At 54.9% G+C, this 20,532-nt stretch carries 19 protein-coding genes and 2 pseudogenes; 7 read left to right on the forward strand and 14 right to left on the reverse strand.

Features of this window, described 5'->3' with window-relative positions:
• The first annotated feature begins 7 nt into the window (after nt 1–7).
• From B5G06_RS14120 to B5G06_RS00545, 4 genes are read left to right on the forward strand one after another with little or no spacing between them, the layout of a single operon-like run.
• Nucleotides 8–268, forward strand: a complete 261-nt coding sequence (locus tag B5G06_RS14120) for a hypothetical protein (protein ID WP_087187163.1) — start codon at nt 8–10, stop codon at nt 266–268.
• A complete protein-coding gene (locus B5G06_RS00535; protein ID WP_242955286.1) occupies nt 183–1,349 on the forward strand; it encodes a DUF362 domain-containing protein in 1,167 nt (388 codons plus the stop codon). Before B5G06_RS14120 ends, B5G06_RS00535 begins: the two co-directional genes overlap by 86 nt.
• A gap of 2 nt (nt 1,350–1,351) precedes the next feature.
• Complete coding sequence (locus B5G06_RS00540; RefSeq protein ID WP_087187164.1) at nt 1,352–1,624, forward strand: hypothetical protein; 273 nt, start codon at nt 1,352–1,354, stop codon at nt 1,622–1,624.
• 45 nt (nt 1,625–1,669) lie between these two features.
• Nucleotides 1,670–2,488: a cyclase family protein gene (locus B5G06_RS00545; protein WP_087187165.1), complete on the forward strand. Its 819-nt coding sequence runs from the start codon at nt 1,670–1,672 to the stop codon at nt 2,486–2,488.
• A 103-nt stretch (nt 2,489–2,591) separates the two neighbouring features.
• On the opposite strand, the gene B5G06_RS00550 is transcribed toward B5G06_RS00545, so the two are convergent.
• From B5G06_RS00550 to B5G06_RS00580, 6 genes are all read right to left on the reverse strand, one after another.
• The gene (locus tag B5G06_RS00550; protein ID WP_087187166.1) at nt 2,592–4,274 is read right to left on the reverse strand and encodes a recombinase family protein; all 1,683 of its coding nucleotides are present in this window, start codon (nt 4,272–4,274) and stop codon (nt 2,592–2,594) included.
• Between the two features lie 91 nt (nt 4,275–4,365).
• A complete protein-coding gene (locus B5G06_RS00555; RefSeq protein ID WP_158094644.1) occupies nt 4,366–4,539 on the reverse strand; it encodes a transposon-encoded TnpW family protein in 174 nt (57 codons plus the stop codon).
• A gap of 461 nt (nt 4,540–5,000) precedes the next feature.
• Entirely contained in the window at nt 5,001–5,243 is a 243-nt protein-coding gene (locus tag B5G06_RS00565) for a helix-turn-helix domain-containing protein (RefSeq protein WP_002604473.1), read from the reverse strand.
• Complete coding sequence (locus B5G06_RS00570; RefSeq protein WP_002604474.1) at nt 5,227–5,664, reverse strand: sigma-70 family RNA polymerase sigma factor; 438 nt, start codon at nt 5,662–5,664, stop codon at nt 5,227–5,229. The genes B5G06_RS00565 and B5G06_RS00570 overlap by 17 nt, the downstream gene beginning before the upstream one ends.
• Before the next feature lie 473 nt (nt 5,665–6,137).
• Nucleotides 6,138–7,121, reverse strand: coding sequence for a 23S rRNA (adenine(2503)-C(2))-methyltransferase RlmN (rlmN, locus tag B5G06_RS00575; protein WP_002584956.1), 984 nt, complete (start codon nt 7,119–7,121; stop codon nt 6,138–6,140).
• 16 nt (nt 7,122–7,137) lie between these two features.
• On the reverse strand, nt 7,138–7,323 hold the full coding sequence (locus tag B5G06_RS00580) for a cysteine-rich KTR domain-containing protein (RefSeq protein WP_003431289.1): 186 nt from the start codon (nt 7,321–7,323) through the stop codon (nt 7,138–7,140).
• Between the two features lie 398 nt (nt 7,324–7,721).
• On the opposite strand from B5G06_RS00580, the pseudogene B5G06_RS00585 reads away from it, so the two are divergent.
• A pseudogene (locus tag B5G06_RS00585) lies at nt 7,722–8,075 on the forward strand (helix-turn-helix transcriptional regulator); the annotation flags it as partial.
• Between the two features lie 156 nt (nt 8,076–8,231).
• Here the strand turns inward: B5G06_RS00585 and B5G06_RS14240 are convergent.
• From B5G06_RS14240 to B5G06_RS00615, 6 genes and pseudogenes are all read right to left on the reverse strand, one after another.
• Nucleotides 8,232–9,344 (reverse strand): annotated as a pseudogene (locus B5G06_RS14240) (MFS transporter); the annotation flags it as partial.
• A gap of 89 nt (nt 9,345–9,433) precedes the next feature.
• Nucleotides 9,434–10,540 (reverse strand): butyrate kinase, encoded by a 1,107-nt coding sequence (buk, locus tag B5G06_RS00595; RefSeq protein ID WP_087187169.1) that lies wholly within the window; start codon nt 10,538–10,540, stop codon nt 9,434–9,436.
• A gap of 18 nt (nt 10,541–10,558) precedes the next feature.
• Nucleotides 10,559–11,557 (reverse strand): phosphate acyltransferase, encoded by a 999-nt coding sequence (locus B5G06_RS00600; protein WP_087187170.1) that lies wholly within the window; start codon nt 11,555–11,557, stop codon nt 10,559–10,561.
• On the reverse strand, nt 11,545–11,958 hold the full coding sequence (locus tag B5G06_RS00605) for a holo-ACP synthase (RefSeq protein ID WP_087187171.1): 414 nt from the start codon (nt 11,956–11,958) through the stop codon (nt 11,545–11,547). The genes B5G06_RS00600 and B5G06_RS00605 overlap by 13 nt, the downstream gene beginning before the upstream one ends.
• Before the next feature lie 25 nt (nt 11,959–11,983).
• Complete coding sequence (locus B5G06_RS00610) at nt 11,984–13,756, reverse strand: CocE/NonD family hydrolase (protein ID WP_087187172.1); 1,773 nt, start codon at nt 13,754–13,756, stop codon at nt 11,984–11,986.
• 23 nt (nt 13,757–13,779) lie between these two features.
• Nucleotides 13,780–14,037, reverse strand: coding sequence for an acyl carrier protein (locus tag B5G06_RS00615; protein WP_242955287.1), 258 nt, complete (start codon nt 14,035–14,037; stop codon nt 13,780–13,782).
• Between the two features lie 319 nt (nt 14,038–14,356).
• Here B5G06_RS00615 and B5G06_RS00620 point away from each other — a divergent pair, with 319 nt between their 5' ends.
• On the forward strand, nt 14,357–15,733 hold the full coding sequence (locus tag B5G06_RS00620) for a PucR family transcriptional regulator (RefSeq protein ID WP_087187173.1): 1,377 nt from the start codon (nt 14,357–14,359) through the stop codon (nt 15,731–15,733).
• A 54-nt stretch (nt 15,734–15,787) separates the two neighbouring features.
• On the opposite strand, the gene B5G06_RS00625 is transcribed toward B5G06_RS00620, so the two are convergent.
• Nucleotides 15,788–16,717 carry an AEC family transporter gene (locus B5G06_RS00625; protein ID WP_087187174.1) on the reverse strand — a complete coding sequence of 310 codons (930 nt, stop codon included), beginning with the start codon at nt 16,715–16,717 and terminating at the stop codon, nt 15,788–15,790.
• A gap of 125 nt (nt 16,718–16,842) precedes the next feature.
• Between B5G06_RS00625 and B5G06_RS00630 the strand changes: the two genes are divergently transcribed.
• Nucleotides 16,843–17,745, forward strand: a complete 903-nt coding sequence (locus B5G06_RS00630; protein WP_087187175.1) for a LysR family transcriptional regulator — start codon at nt 16,843–16,845, stop codon at nt 17,743–17,745.
• A 76-nt stretch (nt 17,746–17,821) separates the two neighbouring features.
• Here the strand turns inward: B5G06_RS00630 and B5G06_RS00635 are convergent, their stop codons facing one another.
• Complete coding sequence (locus tag B5G06_RS00635; protein WP_087187176.1) at nt 17,822–20,296, reverse strand: toll/interleukin-1 receptor domain-containing protein; 2,475 nt, start codon at nt 20,294–20,296, stop codon at nt 17,822–17,824.
• Between the last annotated feature and the right edge of the window lie 236 nt (nt 20,297–20,532).

The raw sequence follows: 20,532 nt of genomic DNA on the forward strand, positions 1-20,532 counted from the left end.
TAAAACTATGAGTAAAAAGAATCCCCAGATCGCCAGTGAAAACATGAAGATGAATTTCTCCAAAGGTTGGGGCATCATTCTCTATCAGGCCCTGATGTTCTTCTTCCTGATCGGCTTTTCCATTGACGGTCTGAACATCGTGGCCCCGGCCTTTTCCGAGGCCACCGGCGTGGACTACCGTAATGCTCAAGCCAAACGCCGGTCACGCCTCCCCCGCCGACACCTCCGTGTGCACCAACCCCGAGGTGGTGCGTGCCGTCATCCGTGAGGTCAAGAAGGCCAATCCCAAGAGCATCGTCATCGCCGAGGCCGCCGCCATCGGCTGCGATACCATGGAGTGCTATGAGGTCTCCGGCATCGCCGACGTGGCCCGGGAGGAGGGCGTGGAGCTCTACGACATCAAGGCCGACAAGGACCTGATCAATGTGGCTGTCCGGGGCTACCGCTCCAACCTGCACCACGTCAAGCTGCCCCGCCGTCTGCTGGAGGCCGACCACCTGATCAACCTGCCCATCCTCAAGGCCCACGCCAGTATGGTATTCTCCTGCGCCCTGAAGAACATCAAGGGCGTGGTGCAGGACGCCGTTCACCTGCAGATGCACCAGCAGAACCTGACCATGGCCATGATGGACGTGTGGAGCGTCTGCCGGGCCGACATCAACATCGTGGACGCCATTCGTCCCGCCAGCGGCTACTCCCCCCACACCCCCGTGCCCATCGAGGTGGGCTGCATCCTGGGTTCCACCGACCCCGTGGCCGTGGACCTGATCGCCTGTGACCTGGTAGGCATCGACGCTGAGGCGGTGGACTACTTCCGGGTGGCCGCTGAGACCGGCCTGGGCATCACCGAGCGGGAGGACATCGACGTGGTGGGTGCCTCCGTCAAGGACTGCTACAAGAAGATGTGGGTTCCCTACATCGGCGACATGAGCACCCGCTGGCCCGAGTACAAGGTGCTGTGCGACGGCGCCTGCTCCAGCTGCCAGGCCCTGCTGGCCATCAACATGGAGACGCTGAAGGCCATCGGCGACTACGAGCGCCGCTCCGATTTCGTGGTGGTGGCCGGCGGCAAGAACCAGATCCCTGCCGACGTGGACGACAAGAAGCTGGTGCTCCACGGCAACTGCACCCGCAAGTACCTGAAGGATCACCCCAACGCCATCCACATCGAGGGCTGCCCCCCCTCCGAGCCGCTGCTCTATATGTCCATCAGCAACGGTGAGCTGGTCCACGGCAAGGGCGGCCAGATGAGCGAGTACATCCGTCCCCGTATGGCCGCCGACCAGCCGGTGTGGCGCAAGTATGTGGAGGAGCAGGCCAAGAAGTTCTACGGCAGTCAGGAAGGTTGACCATGGCGTTTCAATATGTGGACTATCCCCAGGAAATGAAGGATCTGCTCAGCCGCATTTTCAGCGACGCTTTTATGCAGACCCACACCCGCTTCCAATCCTTTGAGGGCTTCCGCTACTCCAGCGCGGTGTTCGTCAACTGGAATTCCGACCAACTCATCTATAATGAGGCTCTGCTGGACCGCTTTGTGCAGGAGAGCACCCAGTTCTCCTCCTGGGGGGAGATGGTGCGCACCGCCGCCGACCAGTGCTTTCAGCCCGCCGCCTGTTCCTGAATTTAAAGATTCCAAATCCATTCTAAACGAAAAGGAGTTATTATTATGAGCAAGACCGTTCTTGTAGACCTGTCTCATCCCTTTGGCCGGGGCAATCCCCTGTGGCCGTCCAACGGCGATTTCCATATCGACCGCGTGCAGCATATGCCCATGCACTACCGCCTGCTGCAGACCTTTAACGACTTCCATATGCACAACTCCACCCACGCCGACTCCCCCTCCCACGTGATTCCCGAGGGCGCTTTCACCCATGAGCTGCCCCTGGAGAATTACTACGGCCCCGCTGTCTGCCTGGACATTCCCAAGAAGCACTGGGAGCTCATCACCGTGGAGGACATCGAAAAGGCCGCTGCCAAGGTGGAAGGCGGCATTCAGGAGGGCGACTGGGTCCTTATCTGCACCGGCATGAACAAGCGCTGGGGCGAGAACGACGACTACTTCATGTACTCCCCCGGTATGTCCATCGAGGGCGCCCACTGGCTGGTGGATCACAAGGTCAAGGGCGTGGGCTTTGACCTGCAGGCTCTGGATCACATCCTGTACACCTACGCCGCCCAGCACGGCCCCGGGCCCTACGTCCCCCGCATCGTGGACGAGTACAAGAAGGAGTTCGGCCATGAGCCCCTGGAGGACTTCCCTGAGTGGGAGCCCGTCCACACCATCCTGCTGAGCAACAACGTCATGGGCATCGAGAACCTGGGCGGCGACATCGAGAAGGTCAAGGGTCAGCGCTTCACCTTCTGCGCCTTCCCCCTGCGCTGGTACATGGGCGACGGCACCATCGTCCGGGCCGTGGCCATGATCGACGAGGACAAGATCAACAAGGACGTGCCCGACCGCGTCTACAAGTACGGTGTGTATTGATCCATATCCATAAAAAAGAGATGACAGGCCAAAAGGTGCCTCCCGATAAGAAAACATCGTGAGGCAAGAGAGAAACGGTATAGCTTCGGCTATGCCGTTTTTCTCATTCTTGCCTTGATGAAGTGACTTTGGATACTTCCAGGGCTCCAATGCCCTTATAGTAGATGTCAATTTCCTGGGTGCGGTTCTTACCCTTTGGATCGCTGGCAGCATGGACAACGATCTTTTCGACAAACTCATGTAAGATACATGGCGTCAATTCAGGAATTTCCGTATACCGTTCTACAACGGAGAGAAACCTTTCTACATTGGCGCTTTTTTGTTCCTCTGCTTCGATTTCACCACGGAGGACAGCCGCTACCTCTTGAAGCTGATGCTGCTCTTTCTCGTAGTCAGCGGAGAGCTTTTGGAAACGCTCGTCAGAAAGTTTTCCCGAAATAGTATCCTCATAGAGCCGCTTGAAAATGGTGTCCAGCTCTGTGATCCGTTTTTCGGCATCAGCCAATGTTTTCTGCCGTTTTGCCAAACCTCGGTTACGCTGGCGCATATCCGCATCCATCACCATCTTCACAAAATCGTCTTTGCGCTGTGATGCGAAGGAAACGATCTCGCGCAGATTTTGCAGAACCAATTCCTCCAGGATAACAGTTCGGATAGAATGTGTCTGCCCACATACATCACGGCTTTTCCGATAGCCCGAACACAGGTAGTATTCCTGATCGCGCCGAAAATTGGTTGCCCTGCATTGATACATGATGGAACCGCAGTCGGCACAGAACATCATGCCGGAGAACATCCCCATTTCTCCCATCTTTGTTGGTCGGCGCCGCGTCTGCCTTGCGAGCCTTGCTGCATCGGCAATCGCCTCTGTCCAGATAGCTTCGTGGGTATTCTCAAAAATCTTCCATTCGCTTTCTGGATTGAGCAGAGTCTTTTTGCTCTTGTAGGATTTTTTACGGGTTTTGAAATTAACCGTGTGCCCCAGGTATTCACGCCAGCGATCCATGATGTCGGCAATCGTAGAAGAATCCCAAGCGTAAGGAGAACCTTTCTTTGTGACATTGGTTGTCCTGCCTTTACTCGCATAGTAAGCAGCCGGAGTAAGGATTTTTCTTTCCGTCAGTTTTCTTGCGATCTGCGAGGGTCCCAAACCGTCCATGATATAGAGACCAATTTCATAAACTACCTGGGCGGCTTCTTCATCCTTCACCCATTGCTTTTTGTCATCAGACGATTTTATGTATCCATACGGAGGCAAGACAGTCAAATGTTCCCCTGCATTGCCTTTCACTTTCATAACGGCACGGATTTTTTTGCTGGTGTCTTTGGCGTACCATTCATTGATGATATTGCGGAAGGGCGTAAACTCGTTGTCGCCCTGGGTACTGTCTACACCATCATTCACCGCAATAAAGTGAATATCATGTTCGGGAAACATGATCTCCGTATACATGCCGACTTGCAGATAATCACGTCCGAAACGCGACATATCCTTAATGATAACACGCTTGACAAGACCTGCCTCAATATCTGCAATCATCTGCTGAAAGCCTGGGCGGTTGAAGGTCGTACCTGAGATGCCGTCATCAACATAGAATTTGAAATTGCTATATCCATGCTCACGGGCATACTTTTCCAGGATTTTTTTCTGGTTTACAATGCTATTGCTGTCACCCTGCAATTCATCGTCACGGGATAAGCGACAATACAGAGCAGTAAGTTCTTCGGAACTCATAGCTGTGTAAGGGAATTGAAGCGCGGCAGCGGTGTTTGACTGATAATACATAAATACCTCCCATCTGGCAGTCAAACACGATATTGAAGTCCAACTTCATTATACCGCGCTTTCTTTTTCCTGTCTGCCTGTTAGGAGGATTTCAAGTCACAGTTTCTTTCTGGACATCGGCTTTTATCAAGTTCTCCAGTTTGGAGGCGATCGTTTGATTTCCCTTTTGAGGAAAGAAAGAATTGACGATAAAGGTCGTGTTGCCGATCTTCTTTTTGCTCCGCATAGGCGGGGCATATTTATTTTCAGATTGATTTTTCTGCATGATAAAGCCCCTTTCATGCCATTTCATTAAAACCATAAAAGAGGCAGAAAACGGATGGCTGCTGGCCGCAGCTCCACGGGAATTTCACCCCGGCCCATGCTGATGGGTGCGCCGCGCAATGCTTTGAGGGCGTTCAACGCGGGAGTCTCATTGTCCTGTCTGTGCATCTTCGCCCACAGGTTGCCACACCTGTTTCGCGGCCTGGTTTTGTCGCTCGCCTGTTTGGTAGGGGTCCCGTCCTGCGGACTTGCAACAGGGTCATGGCGCACCGGCCGATCGGCTCCACACAGACAGATCGTATCCGTCTGCCTTATGCTGCCCGAAGGCTTTCTTTGTCAAAGAACAATAGGCTTTGTCGGCCTGCAAAAGCACATCAACAGCGGATATGCTTTTGCGGAACGACAAATAGCCCATAACGGGAAGCGTGGAAAGGGGACACGCTCCCCGCATGGGCTAAAAGATTATCCTACATGAAAAGCAAGGGTGCGGGTAATAAGGCGCACTTGCAGCCTGTTACGCATTTCCTCGTCCACATAGGAATAGGTATTGCCCGCGTCGTCTTTCAGCGTGCGGGTACAAAGTTTCGCTATGTAACCCTCGTAGTGCTTCAAGATCGCGCACATGGCGGTTGTGTCGCCGTTTGCCGCTGCGGAAATGACAGGGAACGGCAACAGATTTTCAGACTTCCTAACGGTATTCATCATCTGCTTTTCCCTCCAAATACTGTTTGATTTTCGCAAGCGCGGATTTCCTGTGCCGGAAAACCGTCGTGCGTACAACATTCAGCAGTTCGCCAATTTCCGCGTCGCTCATATCCAAGAAGTAGGACAAAAGGATAATGTCGCGTTTCCTTTCGGGCAAAGCGTTAAGGGCTTCGGCAAGCAGTTCATTTTTGACGAGTACATCAAAGCCGGACACTTGAAAACGGAAATAATCGCTTTCGTATTCGTCCGTTGTGAAAAGCTGCGCGAGTTCGCTTTCGCTCAAATCCGAAAAAGTAACTTCGCGTGCTGCGCGTTTCGCAAGAGTGCGACGGTGGCTTTTCGCTTCGCCGACCAAAGTTTTCTTTGCTAATGCGTCGTACTGATGTTGTATTCTTTCCTTGTCGGAAGAAGATAGCTCCATAGAGTTCACCTCCTTCCCGCGTGGAGTAGAGGACGGGAGTTAAGGGCTTGTCCTCTCTGCCCCTTTCGCTCCGTACCCGTTCGGGAGATGGCTCTTGAGTGCGCTTTTCAGAAAAAAGTTGAAAAAAGCAAAATGCGCCCGTCCGCAAGACGCGGACGGGCGCAAAGGAAATGTAAGCAGTAGCTAAATGTATTGACAGTTCACATTCATAGCCGGAATATCCCGCTTGCGGAGCATAGCTTTTTTTGACCGCAAAGCATTAGGCGGGTTACAGTAAATAAAAATGGACACGGCGATACCTCCCCGATACCGCCGTATCCTTAAAAAAGGGCGACTTTAATACACTACCCGCAATCCATTCTATAATAGGGAACAGCGGCTTTTGCGCAATATTAAATAAAAAAGCCGATAACACATAGGTTTTTTGACCTAATGCGTTATCGGCTCTGCGTCTATGCGTCTGGCACTTTTAATCATTTTTTTTTGAATTTATTATATGTGTTAGCTAACTGTCCACAAGCCGCGTTAATCTCTCTGCCATGAGAAACTCTCATAGTAACTTCAAGTCCTGCTTGCTCTAATTGATGTTTGAATGCAACTATTTCCCGTTTCTGTGGTGCTTTAATTCTTGAATTGCTTGTTGGGTTGTATTGTAACACGTTAATCATAACTTTTTTGCCCCGAAACCATTTTGCAAGTTGTCTTACATCTGAGGGCCGGTCATTTATACCCGGTAAAAGCAAATACGCAAAGACAATTTTGCGATTATGCCTTTCAGAATAGGATAAGGCTTGCTTAACAACATCTTCAATAGCATATATGCGCATGTGAGGAATAATACGATTTCTTGCAGATTGTGTTGCTGCGTGTAAAGATATTGTCAACTGAATTTTAAGATGTTCCTCGCGCAATTTTTTTAATTGATCGACCGGACCAACTGTTGATATGGTAATGCCGTCGGTTGGAAAGTTGAGCCCATATCTATCTCGGAGAATATGGATTGCTTTTATCAAGTTGTCATAATTGAATAAAGGCTCTCCCATACCCATAAAAACGATACGGTTTACTTTTCGACGCAACAATATAATCTGTTGTACGATTTCTGACGATGTTAGATTACGAACAAAGCCATTTCGCCCGGACTCACAAAAAATACAACCAACAGGACAACCGACTTGTGTGCTCACGCAAACAGTTCCACCATCTCGCCGCTTGATAAAAACCGTTTCAATGTATTTGTTGTCTTTCAGTTCGTAAACATACTTTTCAGTATCACTGCTTTTGCAAATATTTTTTACCAACATTGATAGATTTTTTTTGCGTGGTAATTGCTTATATAATTCTTCATATAAGGCTTTTGCTTCATTCTCGCCAATAACTTCCGACATTTCTTTGTAAGTAAATCCGTATGGATCATTCCGTACTTCCGCAGGCGTATATTTAGGTAAACGTTTCATTTTTATATCCTTTCTTCTAAATAATAAAAGTTTGTTTTTCTGTATTTTTGATTACAATCTCTAATTTTTCTACATCAATGATATGCGTCAATTTGCATTTAGGGCAGAAAAGAGGAAAATCTTTTAATACAGTATTATGAAATACTTGAACTCTCGTCTTTCCGTTACAAATCGGACATTTTATCCAATATTTTTTAAGCATTATATTTCACTCGTCCTTTTTACACAAAAAAATGCAGGTCAATCCTCAACATGAGCATTGACCTGCATTTATAATGCACAGAGCAGTACAACAAAACTAAGGCATAGCTTGCACTATGTCTATACTATATCTATACGTCGTTAGTTTTTTGTATAGCATCCGCAAAATAAGCATGACAAAAAAGCCCATGTTGAAAATGGGAAAATCCTTTTTTTCAATGCTTATCTAATACGCATGCTATGCAACATAAACGCCGTCTCCTTTTACATAAATTTTATTTTATCAGAAAATCAGTCTACTGTCAATACACAACAGGAAGTATTTAACCTAATGATATGAATTGTGTGGACATATCCAAAAAGAAAGGTGAACTGTAAAATGTAACAGGGTGAATGAAAATGGCAAAAAGACCCGTACCATTGTACGACTTTAAGGCTTTCGGGGCAGCTATAAAAGCCGCGAGAAATGAATACGGCGAGAGCCGCAAAAAGGTAAGCGACGAGTTATATATTTCCCCGCGCTACCTTGCGAATATCGAGAACAAGGGACAACAGCCGAGTTTACAGGTATTCTATGACCTTGTAACCCGGTATCATATTTCGGTAGATCAATTTTTCTTCCCGAACAGCAATGCGGAGAAATCCACCGGGCGGCGGCAGCTTGACGCGCTGCTGGACGGTATGAGCGATAAAGGCATACGGATTGTAACCGCAACAGCAAGGGAGATAACGGAAGTCGAACAAGCAGAGGACTACCACGAACACGCCGTAACCGGCAAACCAGTTGTTGCCGCCGCCCAGGCTCTTGCCCAGCACCAGGATGGCAAAGCCGCAGCTCTGGATGATGGTGGCCAGCGGAGTGCACACCCGGTTGGCGGACATGAACTCATAGCGGCCGAACTTGGAGATGACCATGCTGGGCATCAGGTTGGGGATGCCGCCGGCGGTGAAGCACAGGCAGGCGGTGAGCACGGTACACATAATGACGGGCATCTGGTGCAGGAACATCATGCCGATAAGGAACACCACATAGGCCAGGTTGTAGAGCACGCCAGCCCGCTTGGTGCCGATGTTGGTATCCAGCCAGCCCCAGCAGAAGCTGCCGATCAGACCCACCAGGGTGCAGCCGGACAGGATGGCCACCGGCCCGAAGGGATCGGCGAAATAGCCGGTGCTCATCATACGCACGATGATCTGGCTCATGACGCCGGCGGTGGTGGCCCAGGGAATACCGAAGCCGATGACGATCATCCACACGCTCTTGTTCTTCAGCAGGTCTACAATGGAATACTTGGTCTTGAAGTAGCGGGTCAGGTCCTCCCGGGTGTCCTGATGGGCCCGGTTCTCCGGACGGATGTTGTCAGGATAGCAGCCCTTCTCCTCAGGGGTATTGGTCATAAAGATCAGGGTGACAAAGCCCAGCACCAGCAGCACCACAGCCAGGGCGTTACAGAAGCCGGTCCAGCCCCAGCTGCCGGCGAAGCACCAGGTCACGAAGGGCACCAGGATCATGCTGGTCAGAGGCAGACCCATGGTGGTCCAACCCATAACCACACCCTTCAGGGTGGGGAACCAGGAGCCCACAAAGCCGTGGTGGACGGCAAAGGCCAGACAGGTGCCGAAGATCTGCACGAAAAACAGGCCGATGGTATAGTTGGTGAAGTTGGTGATACGGCCGAAGCAGAACACCGCGATAGCCATGCCGAAGCAGGAGACCACGGCCACCAACTTGGTGCCCTTTTTCAGCACCAGGGTGGTGAAGAGCAGGCCCAACAGGCAGCAGATGATGCCGATGGGGGTCAGCATGGCGGTCAGCATATCGCTGGTGATCTCGGTACCGCTGACCTGAGACAGGTAGGCGGCCAGGCTGGCGCCGTAACCGTTGATGCCGTCCACCGCAAAGGCGGAGTACATCATCTGGTAGACGATACAGATCAGGACCAGAAACCATCCCCAGCCGCCGAAGTTGACGGCAGAGGAAACCTTATGTTTGTTTTTCATATTCCATTCCTCTTTTCTCATTGAATCAAGGCATCATATCCGGCGCCGAAATGGGTCATGGGGTTCAAAAGCGCCGCTGCCTGCGCTGATTCTGTTACACGGAACTTACCTCAGGGTTCAAAAGAAAAGCCGGACCACACCGGTACGCCGGTGTATTCCTTGGGGGCCTCGGCGCCGGTCAGGTAGCGGATGGCACCGCTGGCCAGGGCCTCCATCTCAAAGTCGCCGCCGTAGACAATGAAGGGAGCCACCCAACCGGCGTACTCCTTGACCTTGTCCACAAACCGCTTGCTGTTGGACACGCCGCCGGTCATGACCACCGCGTCCACCTTGCCCTGGAGCACACAGGCATAGCTGCCGATGTTCTTGGCCAGCTGATAGGCCATGGCGTCAAAGACCAGCTCCGCCCACTTGTCGCCCTCGGCAATGCGGCGCTCCAGCTCCAGGGCGCTGTCGGTACCGGCCAGGCCCAGCCAGCCGCCGGTCTTGCTGACCTTGTTCTCCACTTCCTTCTGGCTGTACTCCCCGGAGAAGCACATCCGGATCACCGGCATCAGAGGCACGTTGCCGGAGCGGTTGGGGGCCATGGGGCCCTCGCCCTGAAGCACATCGTTGCCGTCGATGATGCGGCCATTCTGCTGGGCGGTGATGGACAGGCCGCCGCCCACATGGCACACCACCAGGCTGCTGGTCTCGTAGGTCTTGCCCAGCTCCTTGGCGGCCCGCATGGCCACCTCCTTCTGGTTGAGCACATGGACGTGGCTCTCCCGGTAAATGCCCTTGATGCCGGACACACGAGCCAGGTCCTGGAACTCGTCGGTGTCAGGGGGATTGACCAGCAGGGCGGGCTTTCCGGTCTGCTGGCTGAAGCGCTGGATGATCTGAGCGCCCAGAATGGCGGGGTGCTCAAAGATCCGGGGCTTGGTGCAGTCGGCAATGATCTTGTCATTCACAGGGAAAATACCGCCGGGGGTGGACTCCAGGCCGCCGGAGTAGGCGGCGAAGGCGTCCATCTCCTCCAGGGAGATGCCCTCCTTGCCCAGCTCAGCCAGAATGGTCTCCACCCGGTAGGGCAGCTGATCGTTGACCTTGGCAAAGCTCTTCAGGGTCTCGGGATCGTGAGTGACGTTGGCTTTGAAAATACGCTCCTCCCCGTCAAAAACCGCCAGCTTGGTGCTGGTGGAGCCGGGGCTCAGGGTAAAGATCTTGTATCCCATGGTGTTCCTCCTGTTCTCTTACTGATTGGCGGCAGCAATGACCACCATGGCGATGTCGCCGGTCATCTCCTCCACGCTGGAACCGCGGGAGGAGTCGGCCACCGGCTTCTGGAAGCCGGAGAGGGTGTGGCCGTAGCCCTTGCCGTGGCCGAAGCGCTGGATCAGCTTGACGGCAATGTTGGCGGCGTTGAGCTCGGGGAACACCAGGATGTTGGCCTGGCCTGCCACAGAGGACTCCCGGCCCAGCTTTTTGGCTGCCACCGCCGGGTCCAGGGCGGCGTCCAGCTGGAACTCACCGTCCAGCTTCAGGTCGGGGCGGCGCTCCTGGGCAATGCGCAGGGCCTCGGTGATCTTGTCCACACTGTCGGCGGCACCGCTGCCCAGGGTGGAGAAGGACAGGAAGGCCGCTCTGGGCTCCCAGCCCATCAGGGCCCTCACATTGTCACAGGTGGCAATGGCGATGCCCGCCAGCTCGCTGGGGGTGGGGGCCGGGTTCAGGCCGCAGTCGGTAAGCACAATGCGGTCCCCCTCAGGGCCCTCAAAGCCGGGCACCTCCATCAGGGCGAAGATGGAGGGCACTTCCACACCTTCCTGCATCCCGATCACAGTCTGGGCTGCCAGCAGCACGTCGCCGGTGGTATTGGTGTGGCCGCAGAAGGTGCAGTCTACATCTCCCACCTTCTCCAGCATCATGGCATAGTAGATGGGGTTCTTCATCTTCCGCAGGCAGGCCTTCTCGCTGAGCATCATCTCTTCCTTGGGGAAGCGGGCGGCCAGATCGGCCCGGCCGGCCTCGTCGGTGATGTCCACAATTTCCATGCCCTCGGTGGAAACCCCTGCTTTCTCGGCGGTCTCCCGGATCACGGCGGGATCGTTCACCAGCACAGGCATACCGATGCCGGAGTCCAGCACCGCACGGGCGGCCAGCAGGGTCTTTTCTGCTTCACATTCAGGCAGCGCCACCCGCTTGGGGTTCTGAGCCGCCTTCTGAATCAGTTCCTGAATCAGGTTTGCCATAGTTCCTCCTCATTGCTGTTCGGTCCCCCCTGCGCCAGGGCAAAGGCAACCGCGTAATCTGCATTGTGGGTCAGGGTCAGCAGGATGGAGCGAATCCCCCGGCGGCGGGCAGCCTCCGCTGCACTGGCGTGGAGGCGCACCGCCGGGGCGCTCAGATCACCGCCCAGGATCTCAATCTCCCGGAGGGGCAGTCTGGTGTCGGTGGGCAGGCCCAGGGTCTTGAACACCGCCTCTTTGGCGGCAAACCGGCCGCAGAAGTAGCTGTGCCGGTCCCGGCGCTCCGCTCCCTCCCGCTGCTCCCTGGCTGTGAAGGTGGCATGGCAGAAGGGGTCCTCCGGCTTCAGCCATTCCGGCCGAAGCTCCGTTTTGGTCACGATGTCAGTGCCAATTCCCACTACCATACCACACTCCACGCCTTTCTATCAATCAGTTGCTCTCAAAGCCCATGTCCATGTAGTAGTCGTACTTGGTGGGGATCATGGGCACCTGGAGGAAGCTCTCATACTGTCCGCCGGTGTGAATGATGTGGTTGCCGTGGTTGTCGGTATCCCAGGCCAGGGGCTCGAACCAACCCTCACGGATGTAGCGGCCGGCGATCTGGACCCGGATGCGCTCTCCCTTGTGCCAGAAGCGGCTGGAGGGCACGATAGCGATGTCCACAGGCACGATCTCGCCCTTGGACAGCTTCAGCTCCCGCTTCTGGGCCAGCACGGGGCAGAACTTGGTGGACAGCTTCTCATCCAGCTCACGGCGGGACACACGCATCTTGCCCCAGGCGCCGGGGTGGGGCTCGTTCAGAGTGAACCAGGGAATCCAGCGGCCGGAGGCGTCCGCCTTCTGAATGTTGACAAACAGGTCCATGTCGTCGTGGCCATCGGCCTCCACATACAGGCGCAGGTACATATAGCCAGTCAGCTCGGTATCCTCGTCAAAGGCCATGTCGAACTCCACCTTGCCGGTGTTGCCGTCGTAGGAAATCTGGCTCTCGGTCTCCACAGGGGTGGTCTGGAGGCTGGTGTCGGCGGCGTTGAGGTAGAGCTTCTTGTACTGGGTGCGCTCCAGGGGGAAGCTGGTCTCGGGACGGCGGTCATCATGATCCAGATCGAATGCGTCCATCACGTCCACACGCACCTTGGGGGTCATCTCCCAGCCGTTGTGGATGTCCTTCAGATAGCGGTCATAGAAGCGCTTCAGATCCTCCAGATTCTCGGGGGTGTAGGTGTCGGGCCACTCAAAGTCCCGGTGGATACGCAGCCACTTGCGGCGGCTCTTGCACCGGCGCCAGGCGTTGATGGAGCCGGGCAGGTGGAAGTGGCTCCAGCCGGCGGTCTGATAGACGGGGATCTTCACGCTGGCCCAGTCGGCGATCTTGTCCTGCCAGTAGGCGTTCATGAAGGGGTACTTGCGGGCCATGGCCACCTGGTCATCCACGCCGCCGGTACCGGTGACCTGAGCGGCAATGAACTCATTGAAGCTCAGGGCGGGGATGCCGCCCTCGTAGAGGCTCTCACGGAACAGGTCGGTGGTACACTCCCAGGGAGCGATGCAGGCCAGGTGGGGGGGCTGCATGGCGGCGATGCCCCACTGGTGCATGGCAACGCCGGAGTTGCCGGACATACCTACCTTGCCGTTGCACCAGTGCTGCACGGCCAGCCACTCCACGAAGTCGTAGCCGTCCTCCCGGTCCTGGTGAGTAAACATATGTACGTCGCCCTCAGAGTGGCCGGCCCCCCGCACGTCCACGTTGGCCACCGCGTAGCCCTGGTAGCACCAGTACATGGGGTCGGGGCTCTCGAACTTGGCCAGCTTGGAGACGGTGTGAGGGGGCACGCCCATGATCTGCCACTCGCTCATGCCGTCGCCGGGGCGCTTGCCGAACCAGCTCCAGGACACGATGGCGGGATAAGTGCGGCTCTCATCCTTGGGACGGAAGATATCGCAGTAAATGGTCGCGCCGTCCCGCATCTTCACGGGAACGTCCTGCTCGCACAGGATGCCGGGGGCGGCCTCATAGACACGCTGGTTGAAAGCGGGGCAGAAGCCCTGACCCATCCGGGCCATGGGGTCGTCGCTGGTGGCCAGGTCGATCTCTTCCTGATTGGCCACCGGCTTGCGGGCCACCCGGTAGATGGCCTCCAGCTCCTCGCCGCCGAACACTTCCTTCTTGACTACATATTCACCCTTGGGACACTCTGCCATGGTATTCAGCTCCTCTCGCTTTTTTAGCCGTTCTCGACCAGATCGTACACATACTCAATGGCCTCGCCGATGGTCTTCTTCCGGCGGAAGGTCATGTAGGGGATCTCTACGTCAAACTCGTCCTCCAGGAAGGTGGTGATCTGGGAGTAATGGACGGATTTCGCGTTCAGATCCTCCACAAAACGCAGGTCCTCGGTGAGCTCTTCGGGCTTTTTCCCAAACAGGGGCGCTGCCCGCTGGATCAGCTTGGCCTTTACTTCTTCACGCACAGATGCAGACATTTTTATACCCTCCATTGTTAATTTTGAATAGATTCAGCAACTTTCCTTGCTTTCATGTGGTGTATTGTACTATAATAAAAAGCGATTCAAAATGTGCTGGAGTGTAAACTGACCCGGTAAAATGCGCGGCGCATTTGTGCTTCAGCACAATGGAACCAGGATGGAGGGAAGTATGCTTGGAACTGTTTCGTCTGCTGGAGGAGTCGAAATTTGAAGACGTAGTCTGGCTGCGTTCCATTGACCGTCACGCGGAGATCGATACCTTTTTGCCTCCGATCATAACGACGCGCCGGAGATCGGGGTTCTCTATGTGGGGCCGTTGGAACATCTGCCTTCCCCCCGATTCGGTATCAGTTATCTGTGCACCGGCCCCATGCCGGATGACAGTCAGCTGCCCGCCTGGGAGGGGGTCAATCTGGTTTGGACCTCCAGTCCCCCTGACTATGTGATCCGGCGGGTCAGCGAAAGCTTGGCCCAGCAGTACCGCTATCAGTCTGCCTGCGGAGAACTGGTAGGCGCCTTATCCACCGGCCGGGGACTTCAGCACCTGCTGGACTGCGCCTACCGGGTACTGGGCAACCCACTGATCGTAGTAGACACAAGCTATAAAATCCTGGCCATCAATGCCGACCTGGCCCTTCAGCGGGCCGACTTGGCTCGTCAGAAGGATATCGGTTATATGCTGGATGCCAATATTCAGGCCATGAAGCGGGTCAAGCTGTACGAACACGCCCGGCAATTCCACTATCCTTACTACCGGAAGGATCCGGAGGCTGCTCACGGCTGGATTACCGCCCTGGTGTACTCCGACGGCATCGAAGTAGCCCAGATCGGCGTGATGGACTGCAACCGGCCGTTTCACCGCTACGACTTTGAACTGGTCCATTTCCTCTGCCGGCTGGTGGCACTGGATATGCAGAAAAATGATTTTTACGGCACCAACGTCAACCTGCAGCACAGCGTGCTGCTGGGCGACCTGCTCAACGGCGATGTAACTGACGGAGAGACCGCCACCGTCCGCAGCGCCCAGCTGGGCTGGGTGCTGAGCAACAGTATGTATATCATCACGGTGTTCGATCAGCACTTCGGCGTTTTTGATCGAAAAGCCAGACTGGTATCGGAAGCGCTCCATTCCCTGCTGCCTAACAGCCGCTGGGTCATTTATGACAATAAAATCGTCTATTTCGTTACCTATCCCGCCGATAGCTACGCGGAGGAAGCCTTAAATGACGGATTGTTGGAATATCTGTCCAAAAATAAGCTCTCCGCCGCCATCAGCGGCCGTTTTCAGACGTTGCTGGAACTCCGTCAGGCCTACCAGCAAAGCCTGGCCGCCTTCGAACTGGGCTGCCGGGTCAATCCCGGCCAGACGGTCTACTGCTATCGGGACTACCTGCCCTATCATATCGGAGAGCTACTGTCACGCCATGCCCCCCTGCGCTCCTTCTGCCATCCCGCTGTGCTCCGCCTGGCGGAGTACGATCATGCCAACCAGACCCAGTATCTGGCTACCCTGTCCAGTTATCTGAAATACGCTGAGACCCCCCACAAAGCGGCAGATGAGTTGTTTATCCATAAGAACACCCTGTTTTACCGCATCCGGCAAATCAAGGAGCGCTTCGGCCTGCATCTGGAGGACGGCAGCGAGCGGATGCGGATCCAGCTGACGCTGGCCTTTTTGCAGCTGATCCAATAAATGCAAAAAGGAGGCGGTCCAATGGACCGCCTCCCTGAAATGTGTTACACTGTGTTAAAAGCCGCTGATGGTCTTGGCAATGACCGCAAATACCGGCAGAGTGATGATAGACAGCAGGGTGGAAAGGGTAATAACCTGCACGCCGGGCACCGTGTCCCGCCCAAACTGCTGGGCGAAGATGCTGGTGGTACCGGCCACCGGGGTGGCGGCCAGAAGCACCAGGGCACAGTAGAGTCCGGCGGGCAGTCCAAAGGGCAGCAGGACCAGCGCCGTCAGCCCGGGCACCAGGATCAGCTTAAGGAAGGACGCCAGATAGAGCACCGGCTGCCGGAAGGCGCCCCCCAGGTCAGCTGCGGCCAGCTGCGCGCCAATGACGATCATGGCCAGCGGCGTGTTCAGGTCGCCTAGGAACGAGATGGTAGAGGACACTGCGTCGGGGAAACGAAATCCGCCGAAAAAGATTACCAGGCTCACCGCCAGGCCGATCACACCCGGGTTGATGATGGCCTTTTTGATAGAAAAGGCCTGTTTGCCTCCCATGATGACCACACCCAGCGTCCAGGTGGTCAGGTTGAAGGCCGCAAGGGAGAGGGCGCCATACACCAGTGCCTCGCTGCCCAGGATGGATTCCACCAGAGGGACTCCCATAAAGCCTACATTGCCGTACACCATGGCAAAGCGCAGGCTGTCCCGGGTATCCGCCGGACATTTCCGGAAGAAAAGCATGGATACCGCCAGGTAGACCAGATAGCAGGCCACAGCGATCACCGCGCCCACGCACAGCTGCTGCACCAGCTCCGGCGTCCGCTCCACCTGGAAACACTCGATCATGACGCAGGGACATACGATGTACAGCAGCAAAAACGACATCTGGCTCAGTCCTGCGGAGGAGAGTTTTTTCATCTTTCCCAGGCCAAATCCCACTGCCATCATCAAAAACAGCGTGGCCACCTGCCCGGTTACCGTCAGTAAATTGTTCAGCACCGTGATTCCTCCCTAATTTTGTCTATGGTACCTGCATTAAAGCACAGTTCCCGCCCAAAGAGAAATCATGATTGCAGATAAGCCCATTCCAAATTGAGATAGAGGCATACAGGAGAGAGCGCTCTATGGATGATAAATTATTAAAAACCTTTCTGGCGGTAGCCGATCACTGCTCCTTCACCGCCGCGGCAAAGGAGCTTTATCTGGCCCAAAGCGCCGTCAGCAAGCACATCCACCAGCTGGAAAAAGAGCTGCAGGTCCATCTGTTTGTGCGGGACACCCGTATGGTCCGGCTGACAGACGCCGGGACCCGCTTCTACCGGGAGGCCACTGATCTGCTGGAGCGGATGGAAAATGCCGCCGCCGCCCTCCGGCAGGACGCCGCGCCGCTGCCGGACAAGCTGCACTTTGGTGCATTCAGCGCCCTGTCCACCGAGATCACGGACCTGCTCCGTCGGTTTTGCCAGGACTTTCCCCAGATTTCCGTCACTCTGGACTGGTTTGAATTCGGCACGCTGGTCCCCACCCTTGTCCATGGAAAGCTGGACGGCGCCTTCACCGTCAGCTTTGAGCTGCTGGATCAGCCCCGTCTGGCCTCTCAAAAGCTGGAGGACGGCACCCTGTTCGTGCTGGTAGGAAAGCAAAGTCCCCTGGCTGGCCTGACCACCCTCCGGCTGGCCGATCTGGCGGGGGCCACCTACTACACCATGCGGCCCGACGTCAGCCCCAACGGTTATGCCAGCATTCTGAACTACTTTCTGGAGCACCACTTCCGCCCGTCAGAGACCCGCAGGCTGACCAGCCACGAGTCCGTGCTGCTTCAACTCCAGATCGACCCCAACGGCTACGGCTTGATGAGCGATTTTCAGTTCCGGCAGCATCCCGGCGTGGTCTTTATCCCACTGGAACAGGAAGAGCAGCCCTCCAGCCATCTGTTTGATCTGGTGGCCGCCTGGGACCGCCAGCTGGTCACCCCCGCCCTATCCTCCTTTCTCAACTGGCTGGCCAACTATGCCCCACCCGGCTGATCTCACACCATTCCGTTCAACCGCATGATAATAAAAGCCACCTGCGCCCTTTGGTGCGCAGGTGGCTTTTTGCAGTTTAAGTATCCGCCCCGAAAAAATCCATTTTCTGCTTTACCGACTCAATCCTGTCTGAATCCTTTCCAAACAGTTTTTCTACCATGGAAATAACCGCCATATAAGCGTTGGAGGCCTCGCCATAGCGCCCCTGCGCGGCATACAGGTCGCCAAGCATCTCCTGATTCTCAATGGTATCCGCCGCAAGGGCGCCCCGCATATGCTGGTTGATTTCCAGGGCCCGGACAAGTTTATCTTCCGCCTGTGCCCACTGAGCCCGTGCATCCTCTCCGCGCCCATCCGCCTCCGCTTCCAGACCCAGGTGATAATGGGATACGCCCTGATCGTACAGCGAATAAGCAAGTCCTGACGGGTTTCGCTCTGATAGTGTCTGCTCATGCAACAGGGTACATTCCAGCGCCTTCTGATAGTTTCTCTGTCTCTGGTACATCCGCCCCATTTCCATATAGGTCTCGCCCACCCGCTCCTGAGCCAGTGCCAGGTCATACTGCTCATTTTTCATGAGCATATCCCGCTTTTCTCCCCGCTCCAGGGCTGCAATGTTGCGCTGGCGAATGGCAAGAGCCTGTTGAAAATAGGTCTGCGCCTTGTCAAAGTCCTGGTCGTACTCCCAGGTATAGCAACGGGCCACCTTTTCATAGGCCATGGCCAGATCCTCATTTTCCGGCATACCGCTGCGGAGCATCAGCTCCAGTCCCAGTCGGTACCAGGGGATGGATTCCTTGTTGCGGCGGCTGTTGAAGTAACATCCTCCCAGATTTTTCGCCGCGTAGCCGGTCATGGGGTTGTCCTCTCCCAGCTGTTTGCGGCAGGCATCATAAAAACGATGGGCATTTTCAATAGATGCATCAAAACGCCCGACCTGCCATAGAAAGCCGGAGATCGGCTCAAAGGCATCGATTGCCCGGGTATCCGGCTCCGGAAAATAATCCGCCAGAGCCAGCACACTGTCGGTAACCGCCAGATTTTCCTGATAAGGCCGCAGCCAGGCAGTGAACAGGAACCGGGACATATTGTCCAGGAATTTGCCGCACTGATCCACATCAGGCCGTAAAACCGCATGGACCACCTCGATCACCAGAGGATGCAGAGAGATCCGTCTTTCCGCCCCTTTCAGCACCCAGCTCTTGCGGATCAGCTGATTGATGGGCTCAAAGGAAGGCAGATCCATCCACTCCCGAAAACGGACCGCAGGCACACCGCTGTGCCCCATCAGAGACAGGCATCGCAGGATCTGCTTCTCCTCGTCACTCAGGTTACTGGTATTAAACACTGAGCAGATATGCCCAAAAGCGGTATTTACAGACTGTCGGCCGGATACGGTCTCCGCCAGTCCGCTTTGCATATCTCCCTGCTCCAACAGTGCCAACATCTCGTCCGCACTGAGAAAGCTGGCGCTCATCTGCTTGGCAATCAGTTCCACCGTATAAGTGTGGCAGGCAATCCTGTCAAAAATCTTCTTCAGGCTGTCCTTGTCGCCCTCTTCCACACACTCGCCATAGTTTTTCTGGAAAATGTCCAGCAGCACATCAAAATCCTGCATGGCCTCCACCCGGAGCGCCGGATACCCCGGATGGGCATTGCGGGTGGTAAAGATCACATGGTAGCTGCCCTCCAGGAATTTGTCCAGGTCCGGGTCCCCATCCACATCAAAATTATCTACGATCAGCAAGGTTTTCTCACTGGTAATGCTCTGCAGCACCCGCAGCTTCCGCAGGAAAAAGGCCCGCTCATCTTCTGTGGGCTTCTGCGGCTCCAGATTCTCAATGGAGACCGCCTCTTCGTCGCAAACCAAGCGCTGGAGGCTGCCCTGATAGCTGACAAACAGCGTCTGCTCGTATTCCTTTTGGAATCTTAACGCATATTGCTTTGCCAGTTCGCTCTTCCCGATACCGCCGATCCCCTCCAGAAAGATGCAGCGTTTCCCCTGAGCAAGGTGAGCGTGAATCTGCTCCAGAAGTGTCTCTCTGCCCTCAAATACATCTCTGGCCTGGGGCATACGGGCCAGCAGTCGATATTGACGGACGGGGCTTTGCGTCTGCTGTGTACGCTCTCCCTTTTTCTTGCCCAGCAGCATCTCCAGGCGCTCCACCAGCTCATCGATGCGCTTATACATGGGCGGCGTCATAGCATCGATCCAGTGCAGCCGGCCCAAGTAATACTGGGCCTCCTCACCGATCTCATCATCGGCTACATGGAATGGGATAATCTTTACTTCTTCATTCCGGGTAAGTCTGCGGCTCACCATGTCGATTTCGTTCAGCACATGAACAGACTCCGATGCCTGACGATTCAGGATCAGGAGAAAAATTGCGCATTGGTTGATCGCCTTTACAATGCTGGAGGCATACGCGCCCTCTGTATTTCTGGGCGCATACCAGCAGCGAACGCCGTCGGCCTCCAATTTATTGACAATACCTTCCACAATATGCAAGGAGGACGCGGTATGATGGCTGACAAATACATCAATTTCCATGAGTGCTCACTTCTCCTTCCCATTTGGTTGCTGCTCCCGACCCAATATGCAGCAGATGATTCTCGCCACAAGGCCTTCCGATATTTTACAGATTGTCAATTATTATACTACACCTTTGTCTTTTCTACAACTATCCCCTTTCTTCGCACAGCAAGAAAACTCTGCGAAATCCCATTGCGGAGTTCAAATAAAAGCGGGGCGGAAGTCAAAAACTTCCGCCCCGCTTTCGGAGGAGA

The organism is Flavonifractor sp. An52, assembly GCF_002159385.1.
Lineage (GTDB): Bacteria > Bacillota > Clostridia > Oscillospirales > Oscillospiraceae > Flavonifractor > Flavonifractor avicola.